Origin of the sequence: Paenibacillus sp. FSL M7-1046 (assembly GCF_038007405.1) — a bacterium.
In the GTDB taxonomy this organism is placed as follows: Bacteria; Bacillota; Bacilli; order Paenibacillales; family Paenibacillaceae; genus Paenibacillus_AQ.
Genome location: NZ_JBBOXB010000001.1, coordinates 3,053,155 through 3,067,663, shown reverse-complemented (window position 1 = coordinate 3,067,663; position 14,509 = coordinate 3,053,155). Strand labels below are relative to the sequence as shown.

The 14,509-nt window shown below is 51.8% G+C and carries 13 protein-coding genes; 1 reads left to right on the top strand and 12 read right to left on the bottom strand.

The features are described from left to right. Nucleotides 1-2: 2 nt before the first annotated feature. The 8 genes from rlmB to NYE29_RS13320 form a co-directional block, all read right to left on the bottom strand. Nucleotides 3-767, bottom strand: a complete 765-nt coding sequence (gene rlmB, locus NYE29_RS13355; protein ID WP_038597120.1) for a 23S rRNA (guanosine(2251)-2'-O)-methyltransferase RlmB — start codon at nucleotides 765-767, stop codon at nucleotides 3-5. 33 nt (nucleotides 768-800) lie between these two features. Continuing rightward, on the bottom strand, nucleotides 801-1,238 hold the full coding sequence (locus NYE29_RS13350; protein WP_038597122.1) for a Mini-ribonuclease 3: 438 nt from the start codon (nucleotides 1,236-1,238) through the stop codon (nucleotides 801-803). Next, nucleotides 1,235-2,641: a cysteine--tRNA ligase gene (cysS, locus tag NYE29_RS13345; protein WP_340896371.1), complete on the bottom strand. Its 1,407-nt coding sequence runs from the start codon at nucleotides 2,639-2,641 to the stop codon at nucleotides 1,235-1,237. Before cysS ends, NYE29_RS13350 begins: the two co-directional genes overlap by 4 nt. A gap of 51 nt (nucleotides 2,642-2,692) precedes the next feature. Then, nucleotides 2,693-3,385 (bottom strand): serine O-acetyltransferase, encoded by a 693-nt coding sequence (cysE, locus tag NYE29_RS13340; RefSeq protein WP_038597125.1) that lies wholly within the window; start codon nucleotides 3,383-3,385, stop codon nucleotides 2,693-2,695. 533 nt (nucleotides 3,386-3,918) lie between these two features. Next, nucleotides 3,919-5,382, bottom strand: coding sequence for a glutamate--tRNA ligase (gene gltX, locus NYE29_RS13335; protein ID WP_340896369.1), 1,464 nt, complete (start codon nucleotides 5,380-5,382; stop codon nucleotides 3,919-3,921). A gap of 50 nt (nucleotides 5,383-5,432) precedes the next feature. Next, nucleotides 5,433-5,921 (bottom strand): 2-C-methyl-D-erythritol 2,4-cyclodiphosphate synthase, encoded by a 489-nt coding sequence (ispF, locus tag NYE29_RS13330; protein WP_340896368.1) that lies wholly within the window; start codon nucleotides 5,919-5,921, stop codon nucleotides 5,433-5,435. Between the two features lie 2 nt (nucleotides 5,922-5,923). Next, nucleotides 5,924-6,616 (bottom strand): 2-C-methyl-D-erythritol 4-phosphate cytidylyltransferase, encoded by a 693-nt coding sequence (ispD, locus tag NYE29_RS13325; RefSeq protein WP_340896366.1) that lies wholly within the window; start codon nucleotides 6,614-6,616, stop codon nucleotides 5,924-5,926. Nucleotides 6,617-6,709: 93 nt separating this feature from the next. Then, nucleotides 6,710-7,798 (bottom strand): PIN/TRAM domain-containing protein, encoded by a 1,089-nt coding sequence (locus NYE29_RS13320; protein WP_340896364.1) that lies wholly within the window; start codon nucleotides 7,796-7,798, stop codon nucleotides 6,710-6,712. Nucleotides 7,799-8,010: 212 nt separating this feature from the next. Here NYE29_RS13320 and NYE29_RS13315 point away from each other — a divergent pair, with 212 nt between their 5' ends. Next, nucleotides 8,011-8,406 carry a hypothetical protein gene (locus NYE29_RS13315; protein WP_038597135.1) on the top strand — a complete coding sequence of 132 codons (396 nt, stop codon included), beginning with the start codon at nucleotides 8,011-8,013 and terminating at the stop codon, nucleotides 8,404-8,406. A gap of 137 nt (nucleotides 8,407-8,543) precedes the next feature. On the opposite strand, the gene pssA is transcribed toward NYE29_RS13315, so the two are convergent. The 4 genes from pssA to clpC all read right to left on the bottom strand — a co-directional run bounded on the left by pssA (nucleotide 8,544) and on the right by clpC (nucleotide 14,498). Then, entirely contained in the window at nucleotides 8,544-9,281 is a 738-nt protein-coding gene (gene pssA, locus NYE29_RS13310) for a CDP-diacylglycerol--serine O-phosphatidyltransferase (RefSeq protein ID WP_038597137.1), read from the bottom strand. Nucleotides 9,282-9,344: 63 nt separating this feature from the next. Continuing rightward, on the bottom strand, nucleotides 9,345-10,421 hold the full coding sequence (disA, locus tag NYE29_RS13305; RefSeq protein ID WP_038597139.1) for a DNA integrity scanning diadenylate cyclase DisA: 1,077 nt from the start codon (nucleotides 10,419-10,421) through the stop codon (nucleotides 9,345-9,347). A 13-nt stretch (nucleotides 10,422-10,434) separates the two neighbouring features. After that, entirely contained in the window at nucleotides 10,435-11,802 is a 1,368-nt protein-coding gene (gene radA, locus NYE29_RS13300) for a DNA repair protein RadA (RefSeq protein ID WP_038597143.1), read from the bottom strand. A gap of 227 nt (nucleotides 11,803-12,029) precedes the next feature. Then, nucleotides 12,030-14,498: an ATP-dependent protease ATP-binding subunit ClpC gene (gene clpC, locus NYE29_RS13295; RefSeq protein WP_038597145.1), complete on the bottom strand. Its 2,469-nt coding sequence runs from the start codon at nucleotides 14,496-14,498 to the stop codon at nucleotides 12,030-12,032. Nucleotides 14,499-14,509: the final 11 nt, after the last annotated feature.

Genomic DNA, 14,509 nt, shown 5'->3' with positions numbered 1-14,509 from the left:
AGCTATCCCTGTACTTGCCGGCGCCGCAATACCTCATACATAATGACGCCGGCCGCAACTGAGGCATTCAAAGAGTTGATCTTACCGGCCATTGGCAGCTTCAGCAGTACATCGCATTTTTCACGGATCAAGCGGCCCATTCCCTTGTTCTCATTGCCAATAACAACTGCTACCGGACCGGTGAAAATATCCGATTCATACAGGTTCTGATCTGTAGCAACATCTGTTCCGACCACCCAGACGCCCAGCTCCTTAAGCCGGTCTATAGTCTGGCCAAGATTGGTGACCCGCGCTACGGGGACATATTCTACAGCTCCGGCTGAGGTTTTGGACACGGTGGCCGTAATTTGCGCAGAACGCCGTTTGGGCACAATTACCCCGTGTACGCCGGTACAATCAGCTGTCCGCAGGATGGAGCCCAAATTATGCGGATCTTCAATCTCATCCAACAGGATAAGAAAAGGCGGTTCCCCTTTGGCCTCGGCCGCAGCCAGAATATCGGCAACTTCCGCATAAGCGAACGGCGCAGCCTGAGCCACTACTCCCTGATGCTGCACTCCGGGTGCAAGCTGGTCCAGCTTCCGCTTGTCTACATGCTGGATCACAATCCCAGCTTTACGTGCTTCAGCAACGATCGGTGCAGTTAAATGCTTTTGCGCCGTTTCGGCGATCCATATCTTGTTCAGTGTACGGCCGGCACGAAGCGCTTCAAGCACCGAATGCTTACCGGCCAGTATTTCTTCTTCTGTCTTTATTTCTTCTTCCATGTTCATGCCTCCTGTTCTATAAGTTTTATGGCCTCACTTGGGCCGGTTCATCATGTACTCTATACTGCTGTGGACGAGTTCTTGGATTCTCTCCTGCTGCCCTGTGTAATACAGGTGTCCGATCAGGCATTCAAAAGCGGTGGCATGGCGGTATTCCAGCACATCCGCATTTTTGGGGATCGTCCCTGACTTAGCGTTCCGCCCTTGCCGGGCGACATCCTTCTCCTCATCCGTGAGCATCGGGTCAAGAAAGGCAAGAATGGTGCTTTGTGCCTTAGCCGAGACCAGTCCGGTTGCCGTGCGGTGCAAGTGATTCGGACGAAGATTCGGCAGCGAGATCAGATATTGGCGGACAGCCACTTCATAAATCGCGTCTCCCGCATAAGCGAGCACGATTGGCGAGAGCTGCCGGACCGGCTTGGAGGGTTCGTACGGGAACCAAGCGTTGTTCACATTGAACTCCCCGCTCATTTACGACGCCACCGCATTCCTTGTGGAGTGTCTTCAAGCAGGATGCCCAAACTGTTCAACTCGTCGCGGATTTCATCGGACCGTCCCCAGTTCTTATTCTTGCGCGCTTCTGCCCGCTCTGCGATCAGCCGCTCCACATCTTCACTTGCGACCTCTTCTTCAAGCTCGGGAGCAAGGCGCAGAACCGCATTCATCTCCGCAAAAGCCTTCAGCAGCGCCGCAAAATCCGCGGATTTCGCCTCGTTGTTCGCAAGCGTAAGATTCGCAAGGCTTACCCAGTCGAATACAGCAGTGATCGCATCCGGGGTATTGAAATCATCCTGCATTTTAGCATGGAAAGTCTCCAGTATATTCGCCAGTCGAGCTACGGTCTCTGAGCTCGATGCTTCCCCAGCCCCTTCAGGAGCAAGTTCCAGACGATGCTTCACATTACTCTCTGCCAGCGCGATCCGCTCGGCGCTTTTCTCGGCAGACAGCAGTGCTTCTTCCGAAAAGTTCAGCGGATTGCGGTAATGGGTGGAGAGCATGAAATAGCGGATCGTTCCGGCTTTGAAACGCTGGCGGATATCCTTAACCAGCAGCCCGTTGCCGAGCGATTTCGACATTTTCTCGTCTCCGATGTTGAGAAATCCGTTGTGCATCCAATAGTTCGACAGCGGCTTGCCGGTCAGCACTTCCGTTTGTGCGCATTCGCATTCATGATGCGGGAACTGTAGATCCTGCCCCCCGCCGTGGATATCAATAGTATCGCCCAAATATTCACGGACCATGGCCGAGCACTCGATATGCCAGCCGGGACGTCCATTCCCCCAAGGACTATGCCAATGGATTTCACCCGGTTTGGCCGCTTTCCACAGCACAAAATCCTCGGGCTTCTCCTTGCGCGAATCCACTTCCACACGAATCCCGAATTGCAGTTCCTCGAGATTCTGGCGGGACAGCTTGCCGTAATCGGCAAATTTGCCCGTGCGGTAATACACATCGCCGCCGTTCTCATAAGCATAACCTTTGTCTTCAAGCTCCTTGATGAGCTCAATGATCAGATCCATACTTTGTGTAACCCGCGGATTCATCGTTGCAGGCTTTACGCCCAGACCGGCAAGATCTTCACCGTAGGCAGCGATAAAAATTTCAGCGACTTCAGCTACTGTAGTATTCATTTCCTCCGCTTTGCGGATTAGCTTGTCATCGACATCGGTGAAATTGGTAATATATCGGACCTCATTGCCGATTGCCTCTAAATAATTGCGGACCGTATCAAAAACGATAACAGGTCTGGCATTTCCGATATGCATATAGCCGTAGACGGTTGGTCCGCATACGTACATTTTTACCTCGCCTGACTTCAGAGGCACAAACTGCTCCTTGCTGCGACTCATTGTGTTGTAGATTTGCAAAGCCATGCTGTCCCAATCCTTTCTGATGTTCCGGCATTCACTGGAATACCGGGATGCTTAAATTTCATAGTCCCCTATATATTGCTGGCTTTCCAGCCGACGCTGCTCGGCTTTCTGCTTATCCTCATTCCCGAGCTGTTCCCGGATTTCCTCAATCTCCTTCTGCAGGAAACGCAGGGAATCTACCAGCGGATCCGGCATCTTGGTATGATCAAGACGGTCGGATACCCGTTCCCCGTTGCGCTTGACCACTCGGCCGGGATTGCCTACCACAGTGCTGTTATTGGGCACTTCACGCAGTACGACTGCGTTGGAGCCGATATTGGAATTATCGCCGATCCGGAACGATCCCAGTACTTTCGCACCGGAACCAATTACAACATTATTGCCGACAGTAGGATGGCGTTTCCCTTTTTCTTTACCGGTTCCCCCAAGCGTAACCCCTTGATAGATAATAACATCATCACCGATTTCACAAGTTTCACCAATGACTATCCCCATGCCATGGTCGATAAACAACCGATCCCCGATACGGGCGCCGGGATGAATTTCGACACCAGTCATAAACCTGCTGATCTGTGAAACGATGCGCGCCAGCGTAAACCAGCGCCGTTTGTAAAAAGAGTGGGCCATCCGATGACCCCAAATGGCGTGAAGTCCGGCATAAGTGAAGACAACCTCGAATCTGCTGCGGGCTGCGGGATCGTTGTCGAATACTGCCCGAATGTCCGACTTGATATGCTTAAACATCACGGTTCCCCTCTTCTTGGCTTCCCCGCCTCCTGTTTACAGGTACGCATAAGGAAGGTATTGGCGCAGCCCACTATCTATCTCTCTACACGTTTGCCGCGAGCTTAGGCTTGGTCAGAAATCCATCTTTATGTCCAAAGAATCTGCTCTCCTATTTCAACAAAAAACGCCTCTGCAGCTTAAAGCTGCAGAGGCGTGTAACCGCGGTTCCACTCTGCTTGGATGATTGCATACTCCCCAGCCCAGCATTCCGGCCTCTGGGTGCAACATCCCTCTTGCGTCGTTAACGGCAACGTTCCCGGCACAGTCTAACGTCCCTCAAGGGAACGCTCAACCCTGCAGCTCACAGGCGCATGTTCAGCGGCGGACAAATGAATAACTTCCAGCCTCTTAAGGAAGTTCCTTACGAGGTTATTCTCTCTGGCAATTGTCCTTATGCGCGTACTTTTCCTGATCACAGCTATTACAATATTCTTCTATCTTAGCGAAAAGATAAGGGACTGACAAGAGGTTTGCCCCCAGGTCATCAAAGCTTAGGCCCCTTTGATTTGTGATTTCAAACGTTCAATGACACGGTTCCGGCCCAGCAGGGCAATCGTCACATTCAGATCACGGCCATGAGTCTGGCCGGTCAAAGCGACACGGATTGGCATAAACAGCGCTTTTCCTTTGTGGCCCGTCTCTTTCTGCACTTCTTTAATCAGAACAGCCATATTGCTGGCAGTAAAGTCTTCAGTACCTTCCACCTTGGCCAGAAAAGCGGAGAGAACTTCAGAAACCTGGCTCTCAGCCAGAATCTGAGCCGCTTCCGTTTCGAGCTCCACATGGCTGCGGAAGAACATTTCGGAAAGCCCGACAATATCCGATGCAGCCGTCAGCTGCTCCTGATACAGTGCAACGAGTGTTTCCGCCCAGGTCTGCTGTTCATCATTAAGCTGAGCCGGCAGTCTTCCCGCCTTTTGCAGATGAGGAATGGCCAGCGCTGCAATCCGCTTCGGATCCGCATGCTTAATGTAGTGATTGTTCAAATGAGCCAGCTTGTTCGTGTCGAATACAGCAGGACTCTTGGACAGGCGGTCAGCGGTAAAGATCGAGATCAGCTCTTCTTTATTAAAGATCTCCTCTTCACCTTCCGGAGACCAGCCAAGCAAGGAGATGAAGTTAAAGAGAGCTTCCGGCAGATAGCCGAGCTGATCATACTGCTCGATGAATTGAATAATGGATTCGTTCCGTTTGCTCAGCTTCTTGTGGTCATCGCCGACAATCAGCGTCATATGGCCAAAGAGCGGCGGTTCCCAGCCAAGTGATTCGTAAATCATCAGCTGGCGCGGCGTATTGGAGATATGGTCTTCCCCGCGCAGCACGTGGGAGATTTCCATCAGATGATCATCTATCGCTACAGCAAAGTTATAGGTCGGAATTCCGTCCTTCTTCACGATTACAAAATCGCCCATTTCTTTAGTAGTAAAAGAAATGCTGCCTTTTACGATGTCCTCAAAGGTATATGTGCGATCTTCCGGCACCCGGAAGCGGATGCTGGCAATACGTCCTTCCGCTTCAAACGCGAGGCGTTGTTCCTCTGTCAAATCGCGGTGCTTGCCGGAATAACGCGGAGTTTCGCCGCGGGCCGTCTGTTCCTCACGTTCCGCTTCCAGCTCCTCTTCGGTGCAATAGCAGCGGTATGCCAGACCGCGGTCCAGCAAATCCTGCCAGTAGATACGATACAAATCAAGGCGTTCGGTCTGGCGGTAAGGGCCGTATTCACCGCCAACGTCGACGCTCTCGTCCCAGTCTACTCCCAGCCATTTCAAATATTTCAGCTGGCTTTCTTCCCCGCCGGCGACATTGCGCTTTACATCCGTATCTTCGATCCGGATAATGAATTTCCCGCCCAGATTACGGGCAAATAAATAGTTAAACAGTGCTGTTCTGGCATTTCCGATATGTAAATGTCCCGTAGGGCTCGGTGCGTAACGCACCCGGACTTGATCCGCCATAGTATTCCCTCCGCTTCATAATGGTTAAAATTAGGTCACTTGCAGCCATCTCAAGATGATATCACATCTTGGAGCAGGCAGACAATAGATTGTGCCGCAATCCCTTCGCCGCGTCCGGCAAAACCGAGCTGTTCGGTAGTGGTCGCTTTTACATTCACTTTCGAGGTTTCCGCTCCCAGAGTGCGGGCAATGATCTCAGTCATCTGCGGGATGTACGGAGCCATCTTTGGCTTCTGGGCAATAATGGTTGAGTCGATATTGCCGAGCTTATAGCCACGCTCGCGGGCAAGACTCCATACCTGCTCCAGCAGCTTCAGGCTGTCCGCATCCTTGAAGGCCGGATTGGTGTCGGGAAAATGCCTGCCGATATCGCCAAGCCCAAGCGCCCCCAGAATAGCATCACTTACCGCGTGCAGCAGCACATCCGCATCGGAGTGCCCCAGCAGCCCTTTTTCATAAGGGATGGTGACTCCGCCAATAATACACGGTCTTCCCTCTACCAGCTGGTGTACATCAAAACCTTGTCCTACAGCTATCATGCTTAACCCTCTCCCCTGTTTCTTTCTGTAAATTCGGCAAAATCGAGGTCTTCCGGCGTTGTGATCTTTATGTTCCTGTAGCTTCCCTCCACCACAGATACCGGAATCCCGCTGCGCTCGGCCAGACTGGAGTCATCGGTGCCAATAAATCCTTCCCGCTCCGCCGCGGCATACGCCGCAAGCAAATCAGACAGACGAAAAGTCTGCGGGGTCTGAATCGCCCACAGACTTCGCCGATCCGGAGTAGACAGCACCTTGCCATTACCGTCCACCTGCTTGATCGTATCCTTTACCGGCACTGCAAGTGCAGACGCGCCGACCGCTCTGGCCCGTTCGTAGCAAGCATCAATCTCACTCTCCTGCACGAATGGACGTACACCGTCATGCACCATGACCCAGTTGGTGTCCAGCTGCTTTAGCCCCAAATGTACGGAGTGCTGACGTTCGGAGCCTCCGGGAACGACAGCCTTCACTTTATCCAGCTTATAGGCCTCTACCCATTCCCGGCAGCGTTCTATGTCCTCCTGGCCAGTGACCAGCACAATTTCAGAGATAAGCTCATGCTGCTGGAACACCTCCAGCGTATGCACGATAATGGGTTTGCCTTGAAGCAGCAAATATTGCTTGCTCTCGGCGGTCCCCATCCGTGTTCCTCTGCCTGCCGCCACAATCACGGCGCCCACACTGTTCGACATTCTTTTTGCTCCTGTCTTTCACGTATATCCCCATCATAACGTGTTTGGCGGTCATTTCCAACCCAAAAGACATTTTGCGATATGGCTTCTTGCTTATTGCGCTTTTTCCAGCAGCTTCGGTTTGGCGAAAATCATTCTGCCGGCTGAGGTCTGCAGCACGCTTGTAACCAAAACCTCCATCGTCGTGCCGATGTACTCGCGTCCGCCTTCAACGACAATCATTGTTCCATCATCGAGATAGGCTACCCCTTGTCCATGCTCCTTGCCGTCTTTAATGACCTGTACGATAATCTCCTCTCCCGGCAGAACAACCGGTTTTACCGCATTTGCCAGATCGTTGATATTAAGTACGGAAACCCCCTGCAGCTCACAGACCTTATTGAGATTGAAATCATTGGTTACCACCTTGCCGCGCAGCACTTTGGCGAGCTTGACCAGCTTGCTGTCCACCTCGGAGATCTCTTCGAAATCGCCCTCGTAGATCAGTACCTTCACATCCAGTTCTTTCTGGATCTTATTGAGAATATCTAGACCGCGCCGGCCACGGTTGCGTTTCAGCAGATCGGAAGAATCGGCGATGTGCTGAAGCTCTTCCAGAACAAACTCAGGGATGACAATCGTCCCCTCGATAAATCCCGTTTTGCAGATGTCGGCAATCCGCCCGTCAATAATGACGCTGGTATCGAGAATTTTATGCTCCTCCAGTCCGCGGCCCTCCGGTTCAGCCGATTGCCCCCAGCGTCCGGTTGTCCAAAGCGAGGCCAACTCCTCTTTCTTCTCCAGACCGATACGCAGCCCCATATAACCCAGAGCTAGCGTGGCAGCCACCTGCACCAGTTCGCCTGCCTTCCCCAGCCAGTCCATGGCCGGATGGAGCAGCAGGGACAACAGCAGCCCTCCCGTAAGTCCTGCGGCACCTGCGGCCAATTCATTCATCGGAATTCGCGAGCAGTACAGCACCGCCTCACGCAGCTTTGAACCTGCCCACTCCGCGCATAAAGTCCCCGCAAACAAAAAAATAATGGCACCCAGCACCGTAAATAAAATGCTTCCTTCCACAGGCAGACTTTCCCCCAGCTTTCCCATTCCCTCAGGGAACCCTTTTTCTGCCGTATGGTATAGCGAAAAACCGGACCAGGCTCCGCATAACCCGGCAAGCGTCAACATCACTTTTTTCCACATAACCTTAAGCACCTCCTTTTATTCATCCTAAAATGATCTATACCTCACCAGTATGTTCCAATTTTCAGGACGGTAATCGGGGGTTGCATATTTTTTCTCATACTTTTACCTTACCGCTTCTGTAAAGATTCCCAGGAACTCCTATTCCCGTTGAAAACAGGGGGGCCCTGGCATATAATGAACTCAATTACGAACCCAGGGGTGAATGAAAAATGAGCGCACCAAGTTTACAGGCCTTTCAGGATCAAGTCTCCGAACTGCTGCTCCGTCACCGTAGTCTTCTGGATGTAATGTCCAAGAACGGGCAGAGCAGCGCATCCGTCAACCGTGCCGTTGTCAAGGCCATTACCGAATGCGGCTGTATTCAGCTGCATGCCACCAAACAGGTGTTCGAGCCCGCTTTGGGACTTGAACAAGCCAAGGAACTCGCAGGAACTCATCTTGAGGGCCAGCTGTGCGAGAACTGCCGTGAAGTTGTCGCCTCCGAGCTGGGGCGGGAATTGTTCTATATGTCTGCATTGTGCAATCTGCTTGACATTAATATGGACGAGGTTGTGGTGAAGGAATCGCAGAAATGCGCTACGCTCGGTTTGTTCAACCTATCCTAATCATGGCTGCAGACGCTCTTGTATGCTTTCTTCATCCGTTCAAGCGAAAAAGGCTATGCCGTCCACTGAGGTCAGGGAGGGCATAGCCTTTTTCGGTATATATAAAGGAATGATCATCTAGAGGAATAACTTACAGGCTACCCGTTCTTGGAGTGATAGATCTTGTCTTCCGAACGTCTTCTGCGGCGGTGACGGCGACGTGCCGTGAGCCGGTCAATATTATGCTTAAATCCGTACAAAGCATACAGCGCGAGCAGTCCAAAGATCATCTTGGCAATCTGCTCCGGGAACACAACTGCTACTGCTACCGCCACAATAATCACTAACGGCGCACCAACGACCGCTTTTTTGGGCAGTCCGATCTTCTTGAAGTTAGGGTATTTGACTGTGCTGACCATCAGATAAGATAAGAGCAAAGTGGCAACAATCATGAATGGAGCGGAAACATCTTTATGAAAAAGGGCCAGTGTGGCGAGCACGCCACCTGCAGCAGGAATAGGCAAACCGACAAAATATCCGGGGATTCCCGGGCGGACATTAAAACGGGCCAACCGCAGCGCCCCGAATACCGGGAATATTGCTGTTACAGTCCAGCCGAGTGCAGAACTCAAATCCTGCAGGCTTGTAAGATACATAATTAGCGCAGGTGCCACACCAAAGGATACGACATCGGATAGGGAATCCAGCTCCTTGCCAAATTCACTCTCGCAGCCCAGCGCCCGCGCTACACGGCCATCTAGTCCGTCAAGCAGCATAGCGATAATCACCATGATAGCGGCCATGCTAAGCTTGCCGTCAAACGCCATCATGATACCAAACATTCCAAGCATCAGGTTACCAATGGTAAAAAGACTCGGAATTGATTTTTGTATCATTTCTTCACCTCTATTTTATTACTTTGAGCCTAACTTCTTCAATATTACGTGATTGTATGTTATTTACATTTGCCTGTCAATAAGAACTTGTTTCTGCAGGCGTTTAAGTCCGTCTTGGATATTTCGTGCCCGAACCTCTCCGATTCCATCCACCTCATCGAGTTCCGCGATGCTCGCAGTCATCAGATTCGGCAGCATTTCGAAGCGCTCCACCAGATTGTGGATGATCACATTCGGCAGGCGTGGAATCTTATTAAGCAGCCGGTACCCGCGCGGAGTAACGACCTCCTCGGAGGCAATCGCTGTAGAGGAATAACCAAGCAGACGGGCAATATGATTGTCATCCATCAGCTCATCGTCGCTGGAACGCTTGAGTCCGGCAATAATTTCGCGGATTTTGTCCTCCTGTTCCTCTCTTGCATAGTCTCTGTACAGAAGCCATGCTTCTTCCTCTGTATTTCCGACCAGTTCTTCCATCTGCATGCTGATCAAGCGCCCTTCGTTGCCGAGTTCGTTGATATAGCGCTTGATTTCCATCTTAATGCGCAGCACCATCTCCACCCGCTGGATCACTCCGACTACTTCAGCCACGGTAACGATGCCTTCATATTCAGAAGCGGAAAGGTTCGTTAAGCCCTGGGTAAGTACCGCTTTGTACTTCTCCAGGGTTTGTATGGCCTGGTTGGCCTTGGCCAGAATTGCCCCAATCTCCTTAAGCGCATAACGGATGGAACCTTGATACAAGGTAATGATGTTGCGCCGCTGGGAAATGGATACCACCAGCTTGCCCGTCTGCTTGGCAACACGCTCTGCAGTGCGGTGGCGGATCCCTGTCTCAATGGATGAGATGGAGGAATCGGGAATGAGCTGCGTATTTGCGTACAGTATCCGTTTCAAATCCTCGCTCAGAATAATGGCTCCGTCCATTTTGGCTAATTCATATAAATAATTGGGTGAAAAATCGCAGTTAATGGAGAATCCCCCATCGACAACTTCCATCACCTCCGGGCTGTATCCGACAACAATCAAAGCTCCTGTCTTTGCACGCAGCACATTCTCCAGACCTTCCCGGAAGGGAGTTCCGGGTGCCGCCATCCTCAGCAGATCATTCATATTATCTAATTGATTATATTCTTTCATCTTCCTATGCCCCCTAATCTAACGCGACCGATAGTGCATCTGCTACGGTACTGACGCCAATAATCTGGATATCCTGCGGATGTTTCCAGCCTTTCATGCTCTTCTCTGGCATAATCACTCTCCGGAAGCCAAGCTTAGACGCTTCCTTCACCCGCATTTCCGCGCGTGAGACCCCCCTGACCTCACCGGTGAGACCGACTTCACCAAAGAAGACATCATAAGGCTTGGTTGATATATCGCGGAAGCTGGAAGCAATGCTGATAGCTACAGCCAAATCTACTGCCGGTTCATCCAGCTTTACCCCACCGGCAACGTTCAGATAAGCATCCTGGTTCTGCAGGAACATCCCCATCCGTTTCTCCAGCACTGCAATAATAAGCGCCATCCGCTGGTGGTCCATACCTGTGCACATCCGGCGGGGGGAAGGGAAATGAGTTGCAGCGACAAGCGCCTGAAGCTCAACAAGCACCGGTCTGGTTCCTTCCATACTCGCCACTACTGCTGAACCCGCTACACCTAGCGGACGTTCGGACAAGAACAGCTCGGAGGGATTCTCCACTTCTGTAAGCCCGATCTCCCCCATCTCAAAGATACCGATCTCATTGGTTGAACCGAAGCGGTTCTTAACTGCCCGCAGCAACCGGTACGTATGATGCCGCTCTCCTTCAAAATAGAGTACGCAATCCACCATATGCTCCAGCATTCGGGGCCCGGCAATCGCGCCTTCCTTGGTAACATGACCAACAAGTACTGTTGCGATCCCGCGGATTTTGGCGATACGCATAAATCTTGTCGTACATTCCCGAACCTGTGTCACGCTGCCAGGTGCACTGGTTACTTCCGGCATGAATACCGTCTGGATGGAGTCAATGACGAGGAACTGAGGTTTGATCTGTTCAATGGCTTCCTCGATGCTTTCCATATTCGTCTCGCACAGTACATACAGCTCTGCCGACAACGCCCCGAGGCGATCGGCACGGAGTTTCGTCTGCCGAACCGATTCTTCTCCCGAGATGTACAGTACGCGTAAACCTTGAGTAGTCAATGCATGCGAGGTCTGCAGCAGCAGGGTTGATTTCCCGATGCCGGGGTCGCCTCCGACCAGCACCAGCGAACCCGGCACAATACCTCCGCCGAGAACCCGGTTAAGCTCACCGATGCCTGTCAATATACGGGGCTCTTTGTCACTTTCTATATTTATGATCGATTGCGCCTTTTCTTTACTCTGAAAAATAGGTGCATTCATTCCTTGTGTTTTGACTACGCTTTCGGTCTCCTCAACCATGGAGTTCCATGCCTGGCAGCCCGGGCATTTGCCGAACCACTTCGGCGATTCGTAGCCGCATTCGGTGCAGAAAAATTTAGTTTTTGGTTTAGCCATGTGTACTCCTTACCGTCCGAACTGCTTAAATTGCGGATAATTTTCTCTTATTCAAAGTTTACCATTTCTGCACCTTGAACGAAAGGTCAGTTCAGAGCTACTTTTGAGGAGTATCCCATTAACTTTCCTGAAATTCGGGTGAATTATCACCAAAAGGGTCTGCACAGCAACAAAAAGCCCCCGCCCCTCTATACGGAGGAGCGGGAGCTATGTTTCACAGATGGATATTATTTCTCAGTTTCTACTTCTTTTTCCAGGGAAGCTGCTGGCGGCTCAACGGTAGTTACGACAAGCTCACCGTTCACCTCATCAATCTTGAGGGAATCACCTTTTTTGATGTTGCCCTTCAGCAGTTCTTCGGACAGCCGGTCCTCAATATGCTTCTGGATCGCCCGGCGAAGCGGACGTGCGCCGAAGGCTGGATCATAGCCCTCTTTAGCCAGGAAGGCTTTGCCTCCCTCTGTCAGCTCAAAGTCCACATCATACTCACGCAGCCGCTTGCGCAGCTCATCGGACATCAGCGTAACAATTTCTGCGATATGCTTTTCTTCCAGGGAGTGGAAGACAATGATCTCATCGATCCGGTTCAGGAACTCGGGACGGAAGCTCTTCTTCAGCTCATCCATAACCTTGCCCTTCATATTGGTGTAGTCTGCTCCCGCATCCTGCACCGCTGTGAAGCCCAGCGTCGAATTCTTCTTGATCGCCTGTGCTCCTACATTGGAGGTAAGAATGATCAGAGTGTTGCGGAAATCGACCACGCGGCCTTTGGAATCGGTCAGACGGCCGTCTTCCAGCACCTGCAGCAGGATGTTGAATACTTCCGGATGGGCCTTCTCAATTTCGTCCAGCAGTACTACGGAATATGGTTTACGGCGTACCTTCTCGGTCAATTGTCCGCCTTCTTCATAACCCACATAACCTGGAGGCGCTCCTACCAGTCGGGAAGTGGAGTGTTTCTCCATGTACTCCGACATATCAATCCGGACCACCGCATTCTCATCGCCGAACATTGCTTCTGCAAGCGCCCGTGCCAGCTCGGTTTTACCGACCCCGGTAGGACCGAGGAAGATGAAGGAACCCATAGGGCGTTTAGGATCCTTAAGTCCTGCACGTGCCCGGCGGAGGGCCCGGCTGACTGCCTTGACGGCTTCATCCTGGCCGATTACCCGTTCATGCAGGATAGACTCCATATTAAGCAGACGGTCGGTTTCCTCTTCCTTCAGCTTGCTGACCGGTATGCCGGTCCAGCTGGCAACCACTTGAGCGATATCCTCCGGTGTAACCTGTGAGTCGGTGCGGCCTTGCTTCTCTTTCCACTGGTTCTTAGTCGTGTCCAGTTCCTCGCGGATCTTTTGCTCCGTATCCCGCAGTGCGGCAGCCTTCTCGAATTCCTGGCTCTGTACGGCTGAATCCTTCTCCTTGCGGATATCATCCAGACGCATTTCCAGTTCCTTCAGATTTGGTGGAATCGTATAAGAGTTCAATCTTACCTTGGAGCCGGCTTCATCAATCAGGTCAATTGCTTTGTCCGGAAGGAACCGGTCAGGAATGTAACGGTCGGACAGTTTTACAGCCTCTACGATGGCTTCATCCGTGATCTTCACCCGGTGATGGGCTTCGTAACGGTCACGTAGTCCGTAAAGAATCTGTACAGCTTCCTCAGGAGAAGGCTGATCCACCGTAATTGGCTGGAAGCGGCGTTCCAAGGCTGCGTCTTTCTCAATATATTTGCGGTATTCATCCAGCGTAGTGGCACCGATGCATTGCAGCTCTCCACGGGCCAGAGCCGGCTTCAGGATGTTAGAGGCGTCAATGGCACCTTCCGCACCGCCTGCACCGATCAAGGTGTGCAGCTCGTCAATGAAGAGCACGATGTTTCCTGCCTGGCGAATCTCATCCATAATCTTCTTAAGGCGGTCTTCAAACTCACCGCGGTATTTAGTTCCGGCTACTACAGAACCCATATCCAGAGTCATTACGCGTTTGTCGCGCAGCGTTTCCGGAATTTCATTATTGATGATCTTTTGGGCCAGACCTTCGGCAATGGCTGTTTTACCAACCCCAGGCTCACCGATCAGCACCGGATTATTCTTCGTCCGGCGGCTCAGCACCTGAATGACACGTTCAATTTCCTTACTGCGGCCGATAACGGGATCCAGGTTGCCATCCTTGGCATAGGCGGTAAGGTCACGGGCCAGACCATCCAGCGTTGGTGTGCTGACATTAGCAGGCGCACCGCTGTGGCTGGAAGTAGCTTCGCTGCTGCCGAGCAGCTGCAGCACTTGCTGGCGGGCCTTGTTAAGGCTGATCCCCAGGTTGTTGAGTACACGGGCAGCTACACCCTCGCCTTCACGGATAAGCCCGAGCAGAATATGCTCAGTGCCGACGTAAGTGTGCCCCAGCTTACGGGCTTCGTCCATCGACAACTCGATAACTTTTTTGGCACGAGGAGTATACGCGATGTTTGTTGGCTGCTCCTGTCCTCTGCCGATCAGTGTTTCCACTTCATCCTGAATTTTCTCAAGACCCAGACCAAGTCCGATTAGAGCTTTCGCGGCTATGCCGTCTCCTTCACGAATCAGTCCGAGCAAAATATGTTCTGTCCCAATGTTGTTGTGTCCCAAACGAACAGCTTCTTCTTGCGCCAGCGCCAGCACTTTTTGTGCGCGTTCCGTAAATCTTCCAAACATCATATCTCCTGCAC

What these genes read in the sequence shown, in the direction of transcription:
- rlmB (WP_038597120.1), bottom strand. Translation starts at nt 767, where the DNA reads ATGGAAGAAGAAATAAAGACAGAAGAAGAAATACTGGCCGGTAAGCAT.
- NYE29_RS13350 (WP_038597122.1), bottom strand. Translation starts at nt 1,238, where the DNA reads ATGAGCGGGGAGTTCAATGTGAACAACGCTTGGTTCCCGTACGAACCC.
- cysS (WP_340896371.1), bottom strand. Translation starts at nt 2,641, where the DNA reads ATGGCTTTGCAAATCTACAACACAATGAGTCGCAGCAAGGAGCAGTTT.
- cysE (WP_038597125.1), bottom strand. Translation starts at nt 3,385, where the DNA reads ATGTTTAAGCATATCAAGTCGGACATTCGGGCAGTATTCGACAACGAT.
- gltX (WP_340896369.1), bottom strand. Translation starts at nt 5,382, where the DNA reads ATGGCGGATCAAGTCCGGGTGCGTTACGCACCGAGCCCTACGGGACAT.
- ispF (WP_340896368.1), bottom strand. Translation starts at nt 5,921, where the DNA reads ATGATAGCTGTAGGACAAGGTTTTGATGTACACCAGCTGGTAGAGGGA.
- ispD (WP_340896366.1), bottom strand. Translation starts at nt 6,616, where the DNA reads ATGTCGAACAGTGTGGGCGCCGTGATTGTGGCGGCAGGCAGAGGAACA.
- NYE29_RS13320 (WP_340896364.1), bottom strand. Translation starts at nt 7,798, where the DNA reads ATGTGGAAAAAAGTGATGTTGACGCTTGCCGGGTTATGCGGAGCCTGG.
- NYE29_RS13315 (WP_038597135.1), top strand. Translation starts at nt 8,011, where the DNA reads ATGAGCGCACCAAGTTTACAGGCCTTTCAGGATCAAGTCTCCGAACTG.
- pssA (WP_038597137.1), bottom strand. Translation starts at nt 9,281, where the DNA reads ATGATACAAAAATCAATTCCGAGTCTTTTTACCATTGGTAACCTGATG.
- disA (WP_038597139.1), bottom strand. Translation starts at nt 10,421, where the DNA reads ATGAAAGAATATAATCAATTAGATAATATGAATGATCTGCTGAGGATG.
- radA (WP_038597143.1), bottom strand. Translation starts at nt 11,802, where the DNA reads ATGGCTAAACCAAAAACTAAATTTTTCTGCACCGAATGCGGCTACGAA.
- clpC (WP_038597145.1), bottom strand. Translation starts at nt 14,498, where the DNA reads ATGATGTTTGGAAGATTTACGGAACGCGCACAAAAAGTGCTGGCGCTG.